Origin of the sequence: Methylobacterium sp. SyP6R (genome assembly GCF_019216885.1) — a bacterium.
Lineage (GTDB): Bacteria > Pseudomonadota > Alphaproteobacteria > Rhizobiales > Beijerinckiaceae > Methylobacterium.
The window spans coordinates 5,055,625-5,073,488 of record NZ_JAAQRC020000001.1 but is presented as its reverse complement, the minus strand read 5'-3'; the positions used below and the strand labels follow the sequence as shown (position 1 = coordinate 5,073,488).

At 70.6% G+C, this 17,864-nt stretch carries 19 protein-coding genes; 8 read left to right on the top strand and 11 right to left on the bottom strand.

The features are described 5' to 3' along the window. On the top strand, nucleotides 1-1,128 hold the full coding sequence (locus HBB12_RS23310; RefSeq protein WP_236991539.1) for a hypothetical protein: 1,128 nt from the start codon (nucleotides 1-3) through the stop codon (nucleotides 1,126-1,128). Nucleotides 1,129-1,720: 592 nt separating this feature from the next. Continuing rightward, nucleotides 1,721-2,491: a helix-turn-helix transcriptional regulator gene (locus HBB12_RS23305; RefSeq protein WP_236991538.1), complete on the top strand. Its 771-nt coding sequence runs from the start codon at nucleotides 1,721-1,723 to the stop codon at nucleotides 2,489-2,491. Here HBB12_RS23305 and HBB12_RS23300 read toward each other — a convergent pair. Beyond that, on the bottom strand, nucleotides 2,467-3,246 hold the full coding sequence (locus HBB12_RS23300; RefSeq protein ID WP_236991537.1) for a GntR family transcriptional regulator: 780 nt from the start codon (nucleotides 3,244-3,246) through the stop codon (nucleotides 2,467-2,469). The two genes, HBB12_RS23305 and HBB12_RS23300, sit on opposite strands and share 25 nt — an antisense overlap. Before the next feature lie 65 nt (nucleotides 3,247-3,311). Here HBB12_RS23300 and HBB12_RS23295 point away from each other — a divergent pair, with 65 nt between their 5' ends. Together HBB12_RS23295 and HBB12_RS23290 are read left to right on the top strand one after the other, a co-directional pair. After that, nucleotides 3,312-4,313, top strand: coding sequence for a PfkB family carbohydrate kinase (locus HBB12_RS23295; RefSeq protein WP_236991536.1), 1,002 nt, complete (start codon nucleotides 3,312-3,314; stop codon nucleotides 4,311-4,313). Between the two features lie 681 nt (nucleotides 4,314-4,994). Continuing rightward, nucleotides 4,995-5,873, top strand: a complete 879-nt coding sequence (locus HBB12_RS23290; RefSeq protein ID WP_236991535.1) for an alpha/beta fold hydrolase — start codon at nucleotides 4,995-4,997, stop codon at nucleotides 5,871-5,873. On the opposite strand, the gene trpC is transcribed toward HBB12_RS23290, so the two are convergent. Genes trpC through HBB12_RS23275 form a run of 3 tightly spaced genes read right to left on the bottom strand, consistent with a single transcriptional unit; the run spans nucleotide 5,864 to nucleotide 8,452 of the window. Further along, nucleotides 5,864-6,712, bottom strand: coding sequence for an indole-3-glycerol phosphate synthase TrpC (gene trpC / locus HBB12_RS23285; RefSeq protein ID WP_236991534.1), 849 nt, complete (start codon nucleotides 6,710-6,712; stop codon nucleotides 5,864-5,866). The two genes, HBB12_RS23290 and trpC, sit on opposite strands and share 10 nt — an antisense overlap. Before the next feature lie 60 nt (nucleotides 6,713-6,772). Then, nucleotides 6,773-7,786, bottom strand: a complete 1,014-nt coding sequence (gene trpD, locus HBB12_RS23280) for an anthranilate phosphoribosyltransferase (protein ID WP_236991533.1) — start codon at nucleotides 7,784-7,786, stop codon at nucleotides 6,773-6,775. Nucleotides 7,787-7,831: 45 nt separating this feature from the next. After that, nucleotides 7,832-8,452 (bottom strand): anthranilate synthase component II, encoded by a 621-nt coding sequence (locus HBB12_RS23275; RefSeq protein ID WP_236991532.1) that lies wholly within the window; start codon nucleotides 8,450-8,452, stop codon nucleotides 7,832-7,834. A 273-nt stretch (nucleotides 8,453-8,725) separates the two neighbouring features. Between HBB12_RS23275 and HBB12_RS23270 the strand changes: the two genes are divergently transcribed. Continuing rightward, complete coding sequence (locus HBB12_RS23270; RefSeq protein ID WP_236991531.1) at nucleotides 8,726-9,085, top strand: hypothetical protein; 360 nt, start codon at nucleotides 8,726-8,728, stop codon at nucleotides 9,083-9,085. After that, nucleotides 9,082-9,435 carry a CCDC90 family protein gene (locus HBB12_RS23265; protein ID WP_236991530.1) on the top strand — a complete coding sequence of 118 codons (354 nt, stop codon included), beginning with the start codon at nucleotides 9,082-9,084 and terminating at the stop codon, nucleotides 9,433-9,435. Before HBB12_RS23270 ends, HBB12_RS23265 begins: the two co-directional genes overlap by 4 nt. Before the next feature lie 201 nt (nucleotides 9,436-9,636). On the opposite strand, the gene HBB12_RS23260 is transcribed toward HBB12_RS23265, so the two are convergent. From HBB12_RS23260 to HBB12_RS23230, 7 genes are all read right to left on the bottom strand, one after another. Continuing rightward, nucleotides 9,637-10,347, bottom strand: coding sequence for a Bax inhibitor-1/YccA family protein (locus tag HBB12_RS23260; protein ID WP_099954738.1), 711 nt, complete (start codon nucleotides 10,345-10,347; stop codon nucleotides 9,637-9,639). A gap of 36 nt (nucleotides 10,348-10,383) precedes the next feature. Beyond that, entirely contained in the window at nucleotides 10,384-11,178 is a 795-nt protein-coding gene (locus HBB12_RS23255) for an anti-sigma factor family protein (protein ID WP_236991529.1), read from the bottom strand. Between the two features lie 29 nt (nucleotides 11,179-11,207). Next, the gene (locus HBB12_RS23250; protein ID WP_442919375.1) at nucleotides 11,208-11,780 is read right to left on the bottom strand and encodes a sigma-70 family RNA polymerase sigma factor; all 573 of its coding nucleotides are present in this window, start codon (nucleotides 11,778-11,780) and stop codon (nucleotides 11,208-11,210) included. A 352-nt stretch (nucleotides 11,781-12,132) separates the two neighbouring features. Next, nucleotides 12,133-12,861, bottom strand: a complete 729-nt coding sequence (locus HBB12_RS23245) for an amino acid ABC transporter ATP-binding protein (RefSeq protein WP_236992869.1) — start codon at nucleotides 12,859-12,861, stop codon at nucleotides 12,133-12,135. 142 nt (nucleotides 12,862-13,003) lie between these two features. After that, entirely contained in the window at nucleotides 13,004-13,696 is a 693-nt protein-coding gene (locus HBB12_RS23240; protein WP_236991527.1) for an amino acid ABC transporter permease, read from the bottom strand. A 30-nt stretch (nucleotides 13,697-13,726) separates the two neighbouring features. Next, the gene (locus tag HBB12_RS23235; RefSeq protein WP_203157004.1) at nucleotides 13,727-14,446 is read right to left on the bottom strand and encodes an amino acid ABC transporter permease; all 720 of its coding nucleotides are present in this window, start codon (nucleotides 14,444-14,446) and stop codon (nucleotides 13,727-13,729) included. A 175-nt stretch (nucleotides 14,447-14,621) separates the two neighbouring features. Beyond that, nucleotides 14,622-15,533, bottom strand: coding sequence for an amino acid ABC transporter substrate-binding protein (locus HBB12_RS23230; RefSeq protein WP_236991526.1), 912 nt, complete (start codon nucleotides 15,531-15,533; stop codon nucleotides 14,622-14,624). Between the two features lie 307 nt (nucleotides 15,534-15,840). Between HBB12_RS23230 and dgcN the strand changes: the two genes are divergently transcribed. Both dgcN and dgcA read left to right on the top strand, forming a co-directional pair. Then, nucleotides 15,841-16,851, top strand: coding sequence for an N-acetyltransferase DgcN (gene dgcN, locus HBB12_RS23225; RefSeq protein ID WP_236991525.1), 1,011 nt, complete (start codon nucleotides 15,841-15,843; stop codon nucleotides 16,849-16,851). Continuing rightward, nucleotides 16,848-17,828: an N-acetyl-D-Glu racemase DgcA gene (gene dgcA / locus HBB12_RS23220; RefSeq protein ID WP_236991524.1), complete on the top strand. Its 981-nt coding sequence runs from the start codon at nucleotides 16,848-16,850 to the stop codon at nucleotides 17,826-17,828. Before dgcN ends, dgcA begins: the two co-directional genes overlap by 4 nt. Nucleotides 17,829-17,864 lie beyond the last annotated feature (36 nt).

The following is a 17,864-nucleotide window of genomic DNA, read 5'->3' as shown; positions in this document are numbered from 1 at the left end:
GTGCGGATCGCCGTGCCGGATTCGCGCTGGCGCCGGCGCGCGGCCGGGGCGCTGATGCTGCTCGCCGGCGCTGGCGTCGCGGTCTCCGCGCCCGTCCTGCTGCCGGAATGCGCGCAGGCCTGGCGCCTGCGCGAGGCCGCCGACGACCCGGCGGCGCTGGCGACCCTGCGCCTGGCTTCGGTCGCCGATCCGGAGCGGATCGGTGCCGGCCTCGACGCGGCCGTGGCGGCGGGCGACGACGACCTGGCGCACAGCTTCCTGGCCTTGGCCGAGGAGCGGGGCGTGGCGGTCTCGCCCGAGCGGCGGGCGGCCGTGGCGGCGCTCGCCGAGACCGCGCCGCGCCGGGCGCTGACCGACGCGGCGACCGGTTTCGTCAGCGGGGAGGGGGCCGGCATGGCCGGGCTCGCCGGCGCCGTGGCGGGCGACCTCGTCGGCTACGGCGATCTGCGCGATGTGTGGCGCGAGGGCGGGCGGCTCGCCCGCGGCGAGGCCTACGACCCGCTGCTCCTCGGGCTTGCCACCGCCGGGCTGGCGCTGACCGGCGCCACCATCGTGTCCCTCGGCTCGAGCGTGCCGGTCCATGCCGGCACCACGACCCTGAAGCTCGCCGCCCGCACCGGCAAGCTGTCCCGGCCGCTGGCCGCGCATCTCACCCGCAGCGCCGGCGCCGCGATCGACCGGGAGGCTTTGGGCCTTGCCACCGCGGCCGCCGGCCGGCTCGACATCGCTGCCCTGCGCCAGGGGGCGAAGGGGGTTCTCAAGCCGGGCGCGTTCCGCGAGATCCGCAGCGTCGGGGAGCAATCGGCCCGGATCCAGGCGCGGCTCGGCGCCCGCGGCACCCTCCAGGCCCTCGCCGTGGCGGAGAATGCCGACGACCTGCGCCGCGTCGCCCGCCTGTCCGAGGGCCTGGGCGGGCGCACCCGCGCAGTCCTGGCGCTGCTCGGCCGCGGTGCCCTGGTGCTGGGCTCGGCCCTGCTGGCGATCCTGCAGGGCCTCTGGCTCGGCCTCGCCTGGTTTCTCGCCGCCGCCCTGTTCTGCCGCCGCGCCGGCACGGCCCTCGGCCGCTTGATCTGGCGCCGCCCGCGCCGGGCGGGAGCGACGCCGCGCCTGGCGAGCGCGCCCGCCTGACGGCGTCGACCGGACGGCGGGTGGCCCGTCTCGGGAGCCGGTTCGATCGGCCGGTGCAGCGGATGTGGCGTGGGCGTCGAACACGCTCCGCGACATACCGGATTCCTGGCTGCCCGGATCAGGGGAGACGATGCGGGGTCGATCCCGTATTCATGAGGCGAACGCACTCCAGAAACGAGCAATTGCTGTAAAAATTCACGGATCAGGCAATTTGTTATCTGGCGTGAAATGAAATCGTACTGCCTGGATTGCAGGTGATCGTCTCCGAAGATGCCGCGATCGATTGCCGAGCCGACGGTGAGGATCGCCAGCACGGCGGCCTCGACCATGGCGCCGGCACCGAGACGAAGCGGTCGATCATTCGGTGGCCCGCGTCTCATCCGAAAGGATGATACCAATCCCGACCACAGGGCTCCGATTGATGCCGGATGCAAGCATCTGACCGCAATCAGACCAATCATGTCTGATTTAATCACTGCGCCGCGGCTGCGATGAACAGTCTTGTGCCGCAGAGGTTTTGGTACTTATATGGACCCGAACGGGTCGAGACCCGCTCGTTCGCGACGGCTTGCCGGGGGGCGACGATGCACGCGTGCAGTGGGTGTGGGGTGGAGGACGGGCGGCGCCGCAGCCGCGTGACCGGGACCACCGCACCGTGACCGCCGGCATGACCGCCTGGCAGCCGGCGGCGGCCGCCGCCCTCGACGCCCTCGCCCTCGCGGTGCTGGTGGTCGACCGGCAGGGGCACATCCTCCACGCCAACCGGGAGGCGACGGACCTCCTCGACCGGCCCGACGGAGCCCTGTCGGGCCAGCACGCGACAGGCGGCTGTCACGGCACCAAGCATCACGGAACCGCGCATCACGTCGTCAGGCACCTCGGAGCACGCCAGGCGGAGGGCCGCTCGCGGCTCCAGGCCCTGATCCAGGCGGCCTGCGACGGGCGGCCCGGGGAGGCGGTCGGCTTCCTGCAGCTCGAGGGCGGCGGCCCGGACGAGCCGGGCGTCTCGGTCTGCGTCTCGCCTCTGGACGACGAAGCGGCGCCGGGGCGGGCGGTGGTGGTGGCCCGGCTCCTGCGGGCTCAAGGGAAGATCGAGGTGCAGCTGCGTACCCTGTTCGGCCTCACCCGGGCCGAGGCGCAGGTCGGCGCAGGCCTGGCCCATGGCGGCTGCCTCGCCGAGATCGCCGCGGAACTCGGCATCAGCGTCACCACGGCGCGCACCCACGTCGCCCGCATCTTCCTCAAGACCGGGACCCGGCAGCAGAGCCAACTGGTCGCCCTGGTGGCGGCGGTGCAGTTGCCGGTGGCCTACGGTGCCGAGGTGGCGGCGGTTCGGGCTCACGCCCTCAGGTCGAGCCGGTAGGCGTAGGCGTCGCCGCGAAACAGGCCCTCGACATACTCGATCATCCGGTCGTCCCGGGCATAGGAGTGGCGCTTGATCAGCAGGCAGGGCAGGGCTTGCGTGAAACCGAACACCGCGCATTCCGTCTCGTCCGGCATCGCCGCCTCGATGGTCTGGCGGCAGCGCACCAGGGCCGCCCCGTGCGCGCCCAGGAATGCGTAGACCGAGCCGTCGAGATCGCCCTCGGCCAGCGCCGGCACCGCCGTGAGGTCGTACCACGCCACCTCCCGCGACAGCGGCATGCCGTCGCCGCAGCGGATGCGGACCAGCTTCAGGAACGGGGCGGTCGAGGGCAGGCCGAACAGCGAGGCGATCGAGCGGTCCTGGACCACGCGGCGATCGACGATCCGCGTCGAGGGCACGCGGCCGAGTTCCCGCATCTCCTCGGTGAAGCCCTTGAGCCGGTCCATGCCCGGGCTGAGCCGGGTGCGCCCGGCCGCGACGATGAAGCCGTGCCGGCCATGGGCGGTGAGGTAGTGCTGCCGGCGTAAGGAATCGTAGCAGCGCTGCACCGTGGTGCGGCTCACGCCCAACGCCTCCGCGAAGGGCCGCTCGGCCGGCAGCGTCGTGCCGCCCGCCACCGTGCCGTCCTCGATCAGCCCGCGCAGCTGCTCTTCCAGCTGCTGATAGAGCGGCTTCGCGGTATCGTGGCGCAGCCGCACCAGGCTCGTCAGGGCAGGGGGGCCCGGGCCGGGCCCGGACGAGGGCTCGGGCATCGGCGGCTCAGCCGATGCGACGGCCGCGCGCCGGCACGGCGCGGGCGACGGGATGGGGAGGGGGCATGAGCGCCGAAATCAGCGTCGGGGAGAGAGTCGACATGGTGGCCGATCCGGCTCTCTTCGTCCTCGGGAGCTTCGTGGTGGCCTGTTCTGCCACGGTTGACCGTCTGCCGCGAGCGGGCGAATCGCTGAGGGCACAGGCTTTCCTGGTCGAGCCGGGCGGCAAGGGCCTCAACCTCGCGGTCGGCGCACGGCGTCTCGGCGCCACGGTCGACGGCCTCCTGGCGATCGGCGACGACCCGCTCGCGGCCCTCGCCGCGCCGGCCCTCGCCCGTGCCGGCCTGCCCGCCGCGATGCTGCACCGTTTCGCCGGCCCGACGGGGGCCGGCATCGGCTTCATCGACGCCTCGGGCGAGAACTGCCTCGCGGTGCATCCGGGCGCCAATGCCCGGCTTGGGGCCGCGGAGGTGCGGGCGGCGGCGGAGCGGATCGCCGGGAGCGCCCTCGTCCTGGCGCAGTTCGAGGTCGGTGACGATGCGGTGGCGGAGACCTTCCGGATCGCCCGCGCGGCGGGCGTGCGCACCCTGCTCAACCCGTCGCCGTTCCGGGTGCCGTTGCCGGAGATTCTGGCGCAGGCCGCGATCCTGGTCGTCAACGCCGTCGAGGCGGCGGCCTTCGGCGCGGCCCTCGGGATGCCCGTGCCCGATGGCGGGAGCGGGGCGGGCGAGGGGGGCCCGGAGGCCTGGGGCGGCCTCGCGGAGGCGCTCCTCGCCCGCGGGCCGGACCTCGTCGTGATCACCCTCGGGGCCGGTGGCGCGCTCGCCTTCCGGATCGGCCATCCCGTCCTGGCCCAGCCGGCCTTCTCCGTGACGGCACTCGACACGCTCGGGGCCGGCGACGCCTTCACGGCGGGGCTCGCGGTCGGTCTCGCCGAGGGCCGCCCGCTCCCCGAGAGCCTGCGCATGGCTGCCGCCTGCGGTGCCTGCGTGGTCTGCCGCAAGGGCGTGTTCGAGGCCCTGCCGGACCGCGCTGCCGTCGCGGCCCTGGTGGCCGGCACGGCGTGAACCGCCCCGATGCCACCGCCGAAAAGAAGTTTTTCAAAAAATCGGATCGGCAAAAAATCGGGCCTGCCCGTCTCAGGTGAACAGGCCCGCGAGCAGGCTGCCGACCATCGCCACCACCGCGAGGGTCACGAGGAACCGGATGTCGTCGAGTCTTTCCCTGATCATCGCCGAGCCTCCTTCGCCGCGTGACAGGGCGACGTTTAGGACGTAAGGGCGTCTTGCGCCGTGCGCATCCGCACCTTTGCTTGATGGATGGTGAACGCGGCCGGTCCGGGATTGTCCGGACCTTGTCGGTCCCGGCGCAAGGCCCTGCGGGCTCGCGCAAAACACGGTGAATCCCACTCAGCTTGACCGTTGACAGACGTCCTCGCACCTAAGAAAAAAGGCCACACGCGAGGTGTGGCCCAAGTCTAGGGAGGAAACGCCCAAAGAGGGCAGCAACGCCGCGACGCCATCGCCGCGTTGCCATTAAAAGCTAAGCCCTGCCCGCTCGGCTGGCAAGGGTCTATCCGCGTTTTGTGGTATCCACGTCGCAGGTGATGCTGCGGCGCAACGCCTCGCTCAGCGTCAGTCTACCGAACCCGACCTCGGTGCCGCGTTCCGCTCTCGCTGTCCAAGTCACCGAGGCAAGTCACCGAGGCTTGAGTCATCGAGGCTCAAGTCACCGAGGAGGCCGCCGCGATGACGCCGATCGATCCCACGACACGTCGCATCCCGGTCCGCGGCCTGACCCTGTCCGTCGCCGAGGCCGGCCCGGAGGACGGGCCCCTCACCGTGCTGCTCCACGGCTTCCCCGAGACCTGGTGGGGCTGGCGGCACCAGATCGGCCCGCTCGCGGCAGCGGGCTTGCGGGTGGTGGCGCCGGATCAGCGCGGCTACGGCCTGTCGAGCCGGCCGGAGGGGATCGCGGCCTACCATCTCGACCGTCTCGCCGACGACGTGACCGGCCTCGCCGACGCCCTCGGGCATGATCGCTTCCGCCTCGTCGGGCACGATTGGGGCGGCCTCGTCGCCTGGTGGGTGGCCGCGCGCCATCCCGATCGCCTGGAGCGGCTGGCGATCCTCAACGCGCCGCATCCGGACGTGTTCGGCGCCTATGCCCGCCGGCACCCGACTCAGGCGCTGCGGAGCGTCTATGTCGGGCTGTTCCAGCTCCCCGGCCTGCCCGAGGCGCTGCTGCGCGTCGGCGATTGCGCGGCTCTCCGCCGGGCCCTGACGAATTCGAGCCGGCCCGGCGCCTTCTCGCCCCACGATCTCGACCTCTACGCCGCCGCCTGGCGCCGGCCTGGCGCCATCACGGCGATGCTGAACTGGTACCGGGCCCTGCGCCTGAGGCGGGGGCCGGCGCCGGGACCGATCCGGCCGCCGGTCCTGGTGCTGTGGGGCGAGCGCGACACGGCGCTCGAACGCGGGCTTGCCGCCGAGAGCCTGCGCCTCTGCGAGCAGGGCACTTTACGCTACTTTCCGCAGGCCACCCACTGGCTCCAGCACGAGGAGCCGGCGGCGGTCGGCGAAGCCCTGATCGGGTTCCTGACCGCCCCCGTCGCGACTCAGGCCTGATCGCCGAACAGCAACTGCTTCGTCGCCGCCGTCACGTCGTCCTGCCGCATCAGGCTCTCGCCGACGAGCAGCGTGCGGATGCCGGCACGCGCCAGGATCTGCGCGTCGCCGTGGCTGCCGATGCCGCTCTCGCCGACCAGGATCCGGTCCTGGGGCACCAGCGGGCTCAGGCGCACGGCGTTGTCGAGGGAGACCTTGAAGGTCCGCAGGTCGCGGTTGTTGACGCCGATGAGCCGGGTGCCGAGGGGCAGCGCGCGGGCCAGCTCCGCCTCGTCATGCACCTCGACCAGCACGTCCATGCCGAGATCGTGGGCGGTCTCGACCAGGGCCGACGCCTCGTCGTCGTCGAGGCTCGCCATGATGACGAGGATGCAGTCGGCGCCCCAGGCCCGGGCCTCGACCACCTGGTAGGGCTCGAACAGGAAGTCCTTGCGCAGGACCGGGAGCGAGCAGGCGGCGCGGGCCGCCGTCAGGTATTCGGGCTTGCCCTTGAACGAGGGCTCGTCGGTGAGCACCGACAGGCAGGTGGCGCCGCCCGCCTCGTAGGCGCGGGCGAGGACCGGCGGATCGAAATCCTCGCGGATCAGGCCGCGGGAGGGCGAGGCCTTCTTGATCTCGGCGATCAGCGCGAAGCGATCCTGCGCCACGTGGGCGGCGATCGCGTCGGCGAAGCCCCGGGGCGGGTCGGCCTTCGCGGCGCGTTTCTCCAATTCGGCCAGCGGCACGCGCAGCTTCGCCGAGGCGATCTCGCGCCGTTTGTAGGCCTCGATATGGGCGAGCACGTCGGCCGGGCGCGGCCGGGCCTCGCCGTCGGAAGACGTCGTATCGGTGTCGGACAAGGCCGTGTCCTCCCCTCGGGAGCGTGTCGGGGATATCGAGTTCAGGGAGACGCCGTCGAATTACGCGTTCGAGACGACCGCCAGGCGCTCCAGGACCGCCCTGGCCGCGCCGGTATCGATCGCCTGGGCGGCGCGGGTCACGCCGTCCTGCAGGCTGTCAACGCGCCCGGCCACCATCAGGGCCGCTGCGGCATTGAGGATTCCGATGTCGCGGTAGGGTGTGCGGGCGCCGTCGAGGACCTCGCGCAGGGCCCCCGCATTGTGCGCCGGGTCGCCGCCGCGCAACTCCTCCGGTTGTGCCAGGCGCAGGCCCAGCTCCCGCGGATCGAGGGTGAAGCGGCGGATCGCGCCGTCTTCCAGGGCGACTACGGCGGTGGGGCCGGTGGTGGTGATCTCGTCGAGCCCGTCCGAGCCGTGCACGGTCCAGACCCGGCGGCTGCCGAGTTCGCCCAGCACCCGGGTCATCGGCTCGGCGAGGGAAGCCGCGTAGACGCCGAGCAGCTGCGCCGACACCCCGGCCGGGTTGCAGAGCGGCCCGAGCACGTTGAACAGGGTCCGGGTGCCGATCTCGACCCGCACCGGCGCGACGTGGCGCATCGAGGCGTGGTGCGACTGGGCGAACATGAAGCACAGGCCTGCCTCTGCGAGGCAGCGGGCGAGGTGATCGGGGGTGAGGCCGATGCCGACGCCCAGCGCCGAGAGCACGTCGGCGGCGCCCGAGCGGGACGAGGCGGCGCGGTTGCCGTGCTTGGCCACCGGCACGCCGCAGGCGGCGGTGACGATCGCCGCGAGCGTCGAGACGTTGTAGCTGCCCGAATGATCCCCGCCGGTGCCGACGATGTCGATCGCGCCCTCGGGCGCCGCGACGCGGGTCATGCGCTCGCGCAAGGCGCCCGCGGCGCCGGTGATCTCGTCCAGAGCCTCGCCGCGGACGTGCAGGGCCATCAGGAAGGCGCCGGCCTGGGCGTGCGTCACCTCGCCGGAGAGCAGGTGATCGAAGGCGCGGCGCGCCTCCTCGCGCGTCAGCGCGGCGCCCGTGGCGACCTTCGCCAGGTAGGGCTTGAACGAGTCCATGACGAGTACGTGCCTGATCTCAGCGCCTGTGTCGGGCCGGTCCCGTCAATGCACATCTCGGCCGCGCTTGTCACCCCGGGCCTTCATATTCCACGCCGCGGCGAGGGCGAGGAAATTGCGCACCATGGTCTCGCCGTGCTGCGACAGGATGCTCTCGGGGTGGAACTGCACCCCGTGCACCGGCCGCTCCGCATGCTCCAGGGCCATGATCAGCCCGTCGGCCTCCGCGGTCACGACGAGGTTCGCCGGGCAGGTCGCCCGCTCGACGACCAGCGAGTGGTAGCGCGTGGCCGAGAACGGCCCGTTGATGCCGCGAAACAGCCCGGTCGCCCGGTGCCGCACCTGCGAGACCTTGCCGTGCATCGGAGCCGGCGCCCGCACCACATCGCCGCCGAAGGCCTGGCCGATCGCCTGGAGGCCGAGGCAGACGCCGAGCATCGGGATCTCGTCGCTCAAGCTCCGCACCACGTCGAGGCAGATACCGGCCTCGCTCGGCGTGCAGGGGCCGGGCGACAGCACCAGGGCGTCGGGCGCGCGCCGGCGGATCTCCTCGACGGTGATCGCATCGTTGCGCACCACCTCGATCGCGCCGGCGAGCGGCCCGATCAGGTGGACGAGGTTCCAGGTGAAGGAATCGTAGTTGTCGATGACCAGGATGTCGGACATGGGCGCCTCTCGGCGCGCGGTGTGGGGCTTGGGGCGGCGGGAGGTCAAGGGGCGGGGTGCAAGGGCAGAGTGGCGGCAGGCCCCGGGGGGAAAACGGCTTGTCATGACATCGGGGGATTTCGAGGCTCGGCGGGAGGGGGGAACGAGGTGAGGCTTCGCCCGGGCGTCAAGCGCCCCTCGTTCCCGCGTCCGGCCTCGCGCCGCGCTCGTCCATCGCATGGCAACGACACATCTGCCGTTGATCGACACTATGTCGGCAGGCATGCTGGCCTCATGGGTGAACCGAATTGCGCGCTCGTCGACACGCCGATGCCCAGCTCGTCGGTGTCCACGTCGTCGGTCGCAGCGATCGACGATGTCCGCTCCGGCAGCCGCATCGCCTCTCGCGCCGCGGCGCTTCGCATCCTCGTTCGAGGGGGATCGGAGATCGTCAAGCCCGGCGTGAACGTTCCGGGAGCCGCGAAGCCCGCGTCTTCGGGCCTCGCGGCCCCGATGTCAGAGTTTCAAGAGGCCGAGCGGGTCGTGCCGACGACTGACGATGAGATGCTGAACGACATGTTCGTCGCCCGCGTCGACGATATTCAAAAGCAGATCCGCGACAAGCACCGACTTTGCAGGATGCCGAACCGATGAGCGCCGCTGCCGTCCTGAAGCTCCAGAAGGCCGGGTTCACCACCGAACAGGTCGAGGCGCTGGCCGACTTCATGGATACCCAGGCTGCCAGCAAGGCGGACCTGGACAACGCCGTCCACAAGCTCGAACTCGGCAACGCCGCGCTCCGGAAGGATCTGGATGTCAGCAACGCCGCGCTCCGGAAGGACTTGGATCTCGGCTTGGCCTCACTGCGATCCGAGATTGCCGATGTGCGGGGTGAACTGCGCCTTCTTGAACAACGGATGACCGTGAAGCTCGGCGGCATGCTTGTCGCGGCGGTCGGTATTCTCATCGCAGCAATGCGCTATTTGCCGCCCACAGGACACTGAGCGTCGGCAAGGACGGTTATCGAGGGGGCAGCGAGGAGAGTTCCCGATCCGTTTCCGTCGAGGGCAGAGGCCGCCGTCTTGCCCCTCGCATCCTTGCCCCTCGCGTCCTTGGGAGCATGACGGACAGCGAAAAAACCCGCCTATCCCTCGCGGGACGAGCGGGTGTGAAGTCGAGGGTCCGTTCGTGGTGGAGGGAGGTGATTATTCCCGCTCGCCGGTGAGGCTCAGCAGCATCTGGAACAGGTTGATGAAGTTCAGGTAGAGCGACAGGGCGCCGAACACCGCGAGCTTGGAATTGGCTTCCTCGCCCCAGTTCTCGGCATACTGCTCCTTGATCGACTGGGTGTCGTAGGCGGTGAGGCCGGTGAAGATCACCACGCCGATCAGCGAGATCGCGAATTGCAGCGCGGACGAGGCCAGAAAGATGTTGACCAGGCTGGCGATGACGAGGCCGATCAAGCCCATCACCAGGAACGAGCCCATCCGCGAGAGGTCGCGCTTGGTGGTGTAGCCGTACAGGCTGGTCGCCCCGAACATCGCCGCGGTGATGAAGAAGGTGCGGGCGATGCTGGTGCCGGTGAAGACCAGGAAGATCGAGGCGAGCGACAGCCCCATCACCCCGCAGAAGGTCCAGAACAGGGTGTGGGCGGTGGCGGCCGAGATCCGGTCGGCGCGGAACGACAGCACCATGATGAAGGCCAGCGGGGCCAGCATCACGACGTATTTCAGCGGCGTGCCGAAGAGCGGCTTATAGAGTGCCGGGGTCGAGGAGACGCCGAGCGCGACGAGGCCGGTCAGCGCCAGGCCGAGGCCCATCGTGTTGTAGACCCGCAGCATGTGGCGCCGCAGGCCCTCGTCGAAGACCGCACCGGCGGGAGCCGCATGGGTCTGCCAGGCGTAAGGAGTATTCATCGGGGAGAGTGCTCCGGGATGGGGCGGGTGAGACGGTCAGTGCTTCAGGGCCGCCAGGGTGGCGGCGGCGCGGCCGAGATCGGGCTCGCTGCCCGAGCCGCTGAGGGCGTAGGCGCCGTGCCCGGCCTTCCAGTAGACCGTGACGGCCTCCGGCGAGCGGACGATGGCGGGCGCGCTCGCCTCCGCATCCGGCATGCGGGTGGCGAAGAGCGCGACCTTGCCGAGCTGGCCGGCATCGATCGCGACCTCGACGCCCGCGCCGCTGCGCGAGGGAAAGATCTGCATGTCGTCGACGCGCCAGTCCGACGGCAAGTCGGGCAGGGCGATGCCGGTCGCCGCCTCGACCTCGCGGCGGTCATAGGCCGGGGTCGGGCGCTGCGAGGTCACCCGGGCGCGGACCTGGGCGGCCTGGCGGGCCTGCAACGCCTCCTCGACGAAGGTCGGGGAATAGGTCGAGGCGTTGGTGTTCTGCACGCCGAAATCGCCGGTCTCGTTGTGCAGGAGCCAGCCGGTCCCGACCAGCATGGCGATCACGGCGGCGCGCTGGAGCCGCGCGCCGATGCGCCGCCAGGTCAGCGCCCGGTCGAGGCGGCGGGCCGCCGCGGCGAGGCGCTCGGGCGAGGGGCCAGGCCGCACGTCGACACCGTGCCCCTCGATTCCCTGCACCGGCCCGAAGGCGGCGCGCAGGGCGTCGCGGGTGTGCAGGTCGGCCATCACCCTGGCCGCCACCTCCGGCCGCGCCGCCAGATGCTCCTCGACCTCGATCCGCCGGCCGAGGTCGAGCTGGCCATCGATATAGGCGTTCAGGTCGGCCTCGGTGATCGGATCCATGGTCGTCTCCGGTGAGTGTTCGCCGCTCATCACGACGCCCTCGTGCTGGTGCCGCCCTCGACCACCCGCAGGCGCGGGGCCGGTCGCTCGGGCGCGTCCTCCGGGGCCGGCAGGCGGGAGACGCCGCCGCTCTCGATATTGCGCAGGGCCGCCCGGGCCCGTCCGAGGCGCGACATCAGCGTGCCGATCGGGATGCCGAGCACGTCGGCGGCCTCCTGGTAGGCCAGCCCCTCGATGGTCACGAGGTGCAGGGCCTCGCGCTGCTCAGCCGGCAGGCGCCCGAACGCCTCGCGCACCTGGGCCAGGCGCACATGGCCTTCCTGGGCCGGCGGCGTCGCCTCCTCGACGATGTGGCCGAGGGCATCGGCGTAGCGTGCTTCCACCTTGCGGCGGCGCTGGTCGTCGATGAAGGCGTTGTGCAGCACCGTCATCAGCCAGGTGCGCAGGTTGGTGCCCGGGCGCAGGGAGCCCTGGCGCTCGAGGGCGCGCACGAGGGTGTCGTGCACGAGGTCGTCGGCCTGAGCGGAATCGCGCGTCAGGGACCGGGCGTAGCGCCGGAGCGGCACCAGGAGGTCGAGGACATCGGGGCGCTTGCGAAGCATCATAATGGGTGAACGTGCGCCGGGCGGCGTCTAATCCCGCGGGGTCTCGCTGTTCTGCGGGAGACGTTCACATCCGCGTGAGCGGCGGATGTCAACCAGCTCGACCTCAACCCTCCCCCTCTGCGGGGGAGGGTGGCGAACGCAGTGAGCCGGGAGAGGGGCAGCGCGACGCTAATCGACGTGGCGCCTTTGAGACTGGTCGCGACTTCTCCGGAGGCGGCGTCCCCTCTCCCGGCCCCCTCCGGGGGCCATCCTCCCCCGCAGAGGGGGGAGGGTCGGGTTGCGGGTCTTCGACCAACGACAAGGGGCCCACGCGGGGCCCCTCGCACTCACACCTGCGGATGGCGCACGTTCAGTGCGACAGGATTCGCGACAGGAAGGTCTGGGCGCGCTCGCTGCGGGGCGATCCGAAGAACTCTTCCTTCTGCGCGTCCTCGACGATCTCGCCCTTGTCCATGAAGATCACCCGGTGGGCGACCTTGCGGGCAAAGCCCATCTCGTGGGTCACCACCATCATGGTCATGCCCTCCTTGGCGAGCTCGACCATCACGTCGAGCACCTCGCCGACCATCTCGGGGTCGAGGGCCGAGGTCGGCTCGTCGAACAGCATCACGATCGGGTTCATGGCGAGCGCCCGGGCGATCGCCACGCGCTGCTGCTGACCGCCGGAGAGCTGGCCCGGGAACTTGTGGGCATGGGCCTTGAGGCCGACCCGCTCCAGCAGGGCGAGGCCCTTGGCCTGCGCCTCGTCCTTGCTCCGCCCGAGCACCTTGCGCTGGGCGAGGCTGAGGTTGTCGGTGATCGACAGGTGCGGAAACAGCTCGAAATGCTGGAACACCATGCCGACCCGCGAGCGGAGCTTGGGCAGGTTGGTCTTCTTGTCGGCGATCTTGGTGCCGTCGACGGTGATCTGGCCCTTCTGGAACGGTTCGAGAGCGTTGACGCACTTGATGAGCGTCGACTTGCCGGAGCCCGAGGGGCCGCAGACCACCACCACCTCGCCCTTGGTGACGGAGGTGGTGCAGTTCGTCAGCACCTGGAAGTCGCCGTACCACTTCGAGACGGTGTCGATGGCGATCATCGGGCCGGTGGTCGCCGCGACGGGCGGGCGCTCGGTGAGCAGGGTACCGACGGGGCCGGTGCCCGGCGCCGCGTCGGCCGCGGCCTGCGGCTCCGAGACGGGGCTGACGGGCGGCATCGCGGAGGAGGTCATGGCGCGGATCCTATCGGATGATGGCGACCCGGCGCTGCAGGCGGCGCACCAGGAGCGAGGCGATGAAGCAGACGGCAAAGTAGACGACGGCCGCGAACAGGTACATCTCGACGAGGCGCCCGTCGCGCTGCGCGATCTTGGAGGCGGCGCCGAGGAAGTCGGTGATCGACAGGACGTAGACCAGTGAGGTGTCCTGGAACAGCACGATGGTCTGGGTCAGAAGCACCGGCAGCATGTTGCGGAAGGCCTGGGGCAGGATGACGTTGGCCATCGATTGCCAGTAGGTGAGGCCGAGCGCCGAGGCCGCCGCGCCCTGTCCCTTGGGGATCGACTGGATGCCCGCCCGCATGATCTCGGAGAAGTAGGCCGCCTCGAACAGCGTGAAGGTGATGAGCGAGGACGAGAAGGCGCCGACCTGGATCGGCCGCTCGGACCCGGTGACCCACTGCCCGATATACGGCACCAGGAAGTAGAACCAGAAGATCACCAGCACCAGCGGCAGCGAGCGCATGAAGTTGACGTAGACCTTGGCGATCTGGGGCAGCACAGGCAGGCCCGACAGCCGCATCATGGCGATCAGCGTGCCGAGAATCACGCCGCCGATCGCCGCGAGCGCGGTCAGGGTCAGCGTGAAGGTCATCCCGTCGAGGAACAGGTAGCGCCAGGAATTCAGGATGACGCCGAAATCGAAATTCGAGAACATCGCGAGGACCCTGCCCGAAGCGTTAGAGGATCAGCGGCCCGGCACCGCGACGCGGCGCTCGATCACGCCGGCCACGGTCACCACCAGCAGGTTGATGACGATGTAGATGAGGGTCGCCGCCGTGAAGGCCTCGAAGACCTGGAACGAGAATTCCTGCATCGCGCGGGCTCGCGCAGTCAGCTCCAGGAGGCCGATGGTCAGCGCCACCGACGTGTTCTTCAGGTTGTTGAGGAACTCGGAGGTCAGCGGCGGCAGGATGATGCGGTAGGCGTTGGGCAGCAGCACGTAGCGGTAGGTCTGGGCGGTGGTGAGCCCGAGCGCCGTGCCGGCCATGCGCTGGCCCCGCGGCAGGGCCTGGATGCCGGCCCGCACCTGCTCGGCGACGCGCGAGGCGGTGAAGAAGCCGAGGCACACCACGGCGGTGTAGAACGGCGCGTTTGGCAGCTGCTTCAGCCAGGTGCCCCAGGATTCCGGCAGCACCTCCGGCAGCACGAAGTACCAGAGGAACATCTGCACGAGGAGCGGGATGTTGCGGAAGAGTTCGACATAGGCGTTGCCGACCGCTTGCGCCCCGCGGCTCGGCAGGGTGCGCAGCACGCCGACGACCGAGCCGATGGCGAAGGCGATGACCCAGGCGCAGAGCGCCGTGAGGATCGTCCACATCAGGCCCGACAGCAGCATGTCGGCGTAGGTGCCGTTCCCCTCGGGCGACGCCTCGAAGAAGATGCCCCAGTTCCAGTTGTAGTTCATGCCCTGTCTTCCGGGTCCGCTCGGTTCTCGGGGAGGCTGATGTCGGCGTCCGATGGTATACGGTTTTCCGGCCCGGGCGAGGCCGGACGCGGGCGAAGGCACAGGGAAAAAGTGCCGAGAGGGAACGAAGTGGGGCGCCGCCCTGCCGCAGCGAAAGCGGCGCCCGGTCTTCAGATCAGTAGGCGGCCGGGTCCGGGCTGTCGCTCGGCTTGGCGAAGGCGTGCTGCAGCGCCTCGCTCATCGGCAGGTTCAGGTTGATGTCCCGCGGCGGGATCGGCTTCATGAACCACTTGTCGTAGGTGACCTTGGCCTCGGGGCTCTTGTAGAAGGCGGCGGTGGCGGCGTCCGCGACCTTCTTGAACGGCGCATCGTCCTTGCGCAGCATGATGCCGTAGGGCTCGGGCTTCGACAGGGCGTCGGTCGAGATCGCGTAGGCGGTCGGCTCCTTGGACGAGGCGGCGAGCGAGGCGAGCAGCACGTCGTCCATCACGAAGGCGGCGGCGCGGCCGGTCTCGACCATCAGGAACGCCTCGGCGTGGTCCTTGGCCGGCAGGATCGTGATGCCGAGCTTCTTCTCGGCGTTGTACTCGTTGATCTGCTTGATGTTGGTCGTGCCCGAGGTCGACACGACGGTCTTGCCCTTCAGGTCCTCGAACTTCGTCAGGCCGCTCGACTTCTTGGCGATGAAGCGGTTGGCGGTGAGGAAGTGGGTGTTGGTGAAGGCGACCTGCTTCTGCCGCTCGACGTTGTTGGTGGTCGAGCCGCATTCGAGGTCGACGGTGCCGTTGGCGATCAGCGGGATGCGCGTCGCCGACGTCACCGGGTTGAGCTTGACCTCGAGCTTGTCGAGCTTCAGCTCGGACTTCACCGCGTCGACGATCTTGTAGCAGATGTCCATCGCGAAGCCGACCGGCTTCTGGTTGTTGTCGAGGTAGGAGAACGGCACCGAGGAATCGCGGTAGGCCAGCGTGATCTGCCCGGTCTCCTTGATCTTCTTCAGCGTCCCGCTGAGATCCTGGGCCGAAGCGGTGCCGGCGGAGGCCGCCAGACCGGCGAGCAGGACGGGAAGCAGGCTTCTCAAACGCATTCGTGCTCTCCTATTGGGCATCGACCTAGTCCGCCACGGCGATCATCACGTCAAGGGTTAGGCTCGGGGCCGCCGCCGCCGCCGGGTGGGGCATTCTGCGCAAGACCTGACAAACCGAGGGCCGTGCCCGGCCCGCCCCTGGCAAGGCGCGGGCCAGTCGGCGCCGGTGCAGGTCGCCCCTGGCTGGGCACCCCCTCGCGGCGGGCCTGTTGCACCGTGGCCGCGCCCGCGCGAAGGTGTCCTGCCGGTGATTGCCACGCGCGCCCGGCACCCGTGACGCCCCCGCGACGACGGACCGACGAGACCGATGCAGATCGCCACGCCCTACCTGATGTTCCTCGGCGACGTGCCCGACAAGCTCGCCGCCAAGACCGCCTACGGCATCGTCGACTGGCGGCCCGAATGGTGCGTCGGGCAATTGCGCCTGCCCGGTTGCGCCGCCGATCTCGGCATCCCGGACCTGACGATCGCCGAGGGCGTCGCCAAGGGCGCCCGTACGCTGATCGTCGGCGTGGTCAATGCCGGCGGCGTGCTGCCCGAGCACTGGATCTCCACCATCGTCCAGGCGATCGAGGCCGGGCTCGACGTGGCGAGCGGGCTTCACACCCGCCTCGGCTCGGTGCCGGCGATCGCCGAGGCCGCGTCGCGCCACGGGCGCCAGCTCCACGACGTGCGCCATTCCGACGAGCGCTTCGATACCGGCAAGGGCACGCGGCGGCCGGGCCGGCGGCTGCTCACCGTCGGCACCGACTGCTCGGTCGGCAAGAAATACACCGTGCTGGCGCTCGAGAAGGGCATGCGGGCCCGCGGTCTCGACGCCGATTTCCGCGCCACCGGCCAGACCGGGGTGTTCATCTCCGGCCGCGGCGTCGCCATCGACGCGGTGGTGGCCGATTTCATCTCCGGCGCCGTCGAGTGGATCGCGCCCGCCGCCGATCCGCAGCATTGGGACCTGATCGAGGGCCAGGGCTCGCTGTTCCATCCGAGCTTCGCCGGCGTCAGCCTCGGCCTGCTGCACGGCGCCCAACCCGACGCCTTCGTGGTCTGCCACGAGCCGACCCGCACGACGATGCGCGGGGTCAAGCACCCGCTGCCGAGCATCCGCGAGGTGATCGACCTCACCATCCAGCTCGGCCGCCTGACCAACCCGGAGATCCGGCCGACCGGCATCGCCATCAACACCCAGGCCCTGGCGGAAGGGGAGGCGAGGGCGCTCCTCGACACGCTCGCCGGCGATTACGGCCTGCCGGCGACCGATCCGGTGCGGTTCGGCGTCGAGGGGCTGGTCGACCGGCTGGTCGCGGAGTTCCCGGCGTGATCCGGCTCGCGACGACAATCGAGCGCTGGCCGATTGCCGGCCGCTTCACCATCTCCCGCGGCAGCCGGACGGAGGCCGTGGTGGTGGTGGCCGAGGTCACGGACGGCACCGTCACCGGCCGCGGCGAATGCGTTCCTTACGCCCGCTACGGCGAGACCGTGGAGGGCGTGCGCGACTTGATTGCCCAGCAAGGCGAGGCGCTGGCCGCCGGGCTCACCCGCCGGGATCTCGCCGGCCGGATGCCGGCGGGGGCCGCCCGCAACGCCCTCGACTGCGCCCTGTGGGACCTCGAAGCCAAGCGGAGCGGCAGGCCCGCCCACGTGCTCGCCGGCATCCCGGCGCCCGCGCCGGTGACGACCTGCTACACGCTGAGCCTCGGCACGCCGGAGGAGATGGCGGCGGCGGCCCATATGGCGGCGGCGCGGCCGCTCCTGAAGGTGAAGCTCGGCGGGGCGGGCGATCCGGAGCGGATCGCCGCGGTGCGCCGGGGTGCGCCGGCGTCGCGGCTCGTGGTCGATGCCAACGAGGCGTGGTCGGCCGACACGCTGGAGGCCAACCTCGCGGCCTGCGCGGCGGCCGGGGTGGAACTGATCGAGCAGCCCCTGCCGGCGGGCGATGACGGGCTGCTGGCCCGGATCGCGCGTCCGATCCCGATCTGCGCCGACGAGAGCCTGCACGGCGACGTCGACCTCGACGCCCTGAAAGATCGCTACGACGCGATCAACATCAAGCTCGACAAGGCCGGCGGCCTCACCGAGGCCCTGCGGCTTGCGCAGGACGCGAAGGCACGGGGCCTGTCGATCATGGTCGGCTGCATGCTCGGCACCTCGCTCGCCATGGCGCCGGCGATGCTGCTCTCAGGGTTCGCCGACTTCGTCGACCTCGACGGCCCGCTGCTGCTGGCCAGCGACCGCGAGCCCGGCCTGAGGTTCGAGGGCAGCCTGGTCCACCCGCCGGAGCCCGCCTTGTGGGGATGACGGATTTTTCCGCCTGAACCGACCCGAGCCCGAGCC

What these genes read in the sequence shown, in the direction of transcription:
- HBB12_RS23235 (WP_203157004.1), bottom strand. Translation starts at nt 14,446, where the DNA reads ATGAACTACAACTGGAACTGGGGCATCTTCTTCGAGGCGTCGCCCGAG.
- HBB12_RS23265 (WP_236991530.1), top strand. Translation starts at nt 9,082, where the DNA reads ATGAGCGCCGCTGCCGTCCTGAAGCTCCAGAAGGCCGGGTTCACCACC.
- HBB12_RS23295 (WP_236991536.1), top strand. Translation starts at nt 3,312, where the DNA reads ATGAGCGCCGAAATCAGCGTCGGGGAGAGAGTCGACATGGTGGCCGAT.
- HBB12_RS23240 (WP_236991527.1), bottom strand. Translation starts at nt 13,696, where the DNA reads ATGTTCTCGAATTTCGATTTCGGCGTCATCCTGAATTCCTGGCGCTAC.
- HBB12_RS23275 (WP_236991532.1), bottom strand. Translation starts at nt 8,452, where the DNA reads ATGTCCGACATCCTGGTCATCGACAACTACGATTCCTTCACCTGGAAC.
- HBB12_RS23290 (WP_236991535.1), top strand. Translation starts at nt 4,995, where the DNA reads ATGACGCCGATCGATCCCACGACACGTCGCATCCCGGTCCGCGGCCTG.
- HBB12_RS23300 (WP_236991537.1), bottom strand. Translation starts at nt 3,246, where the DNA reads ATGCCCGAGCCCTCGTCCGGGCCCGGCCCGGGCCCCCCTGCCCTGACG.
- HBB12_RS23230 (WP_236991526.1), bottom strand. Translation starts at nt 15,533, where the DNA reads ATGCGTTTGAGAAGCCTGCTTCCCGTCCTGCTCGCCGGTCTGGCGGCC.
- HBB12_RS23255 (WP_236991529.1), bottom strand. Translation starts at nt 11,178, where the DNA reads ATGGATCCGATCACCGAGGCCGACCTGAACGCCTATATCGATGGCCAG.
- HBB12_RS23250 (WP_442919375.1), bottom strand. Translation starts at nt 11,780, where the DNA reads ATGCTTCGCAAGCGCCCCGATGTCCTCGACCTCCTGGTGCCGCTCCGG.
- HBB12_RS23245 (WP_236992869.1), bottom strand. Translation starts at nt 12,861, where the DNA reads ATGATCGCCATCGACACCGTCTCGAAGTGGTACGGCGACTTCCAGGTG.
- HBB12_RS23270 (WP_236991531.1), top strand. Translation starts at nt 8,726, where the DNA reads ATGGGTGAACCGAATTGCGCGCTCGTCGACACGCCGATGCCCAGCTCG.
- HBB12_RS23260 (WP_099954738.1), bottom strand. Translation starts at nt 10,347, where the DNA reads ATGAATACTCCTTACGCCTGGCAGACCCATGCGGCTCCCGCCGGTGCG.
- trpD (WP_236991533.1), bottom strand. Translation starts at nt 7,786, where the DNA reads ATGGACTCGTTCAAGCCCTACCTGGCGAAGGTCGCCACGGGCGCCGCG.
- dgcN (WP_236991525.1), top strand. Translation starts at nt 15,841, where the DNA reads ATGCAGATCGCCACGCCCTACCTGATGTTCCTCGGCGACGTGCCCGAC.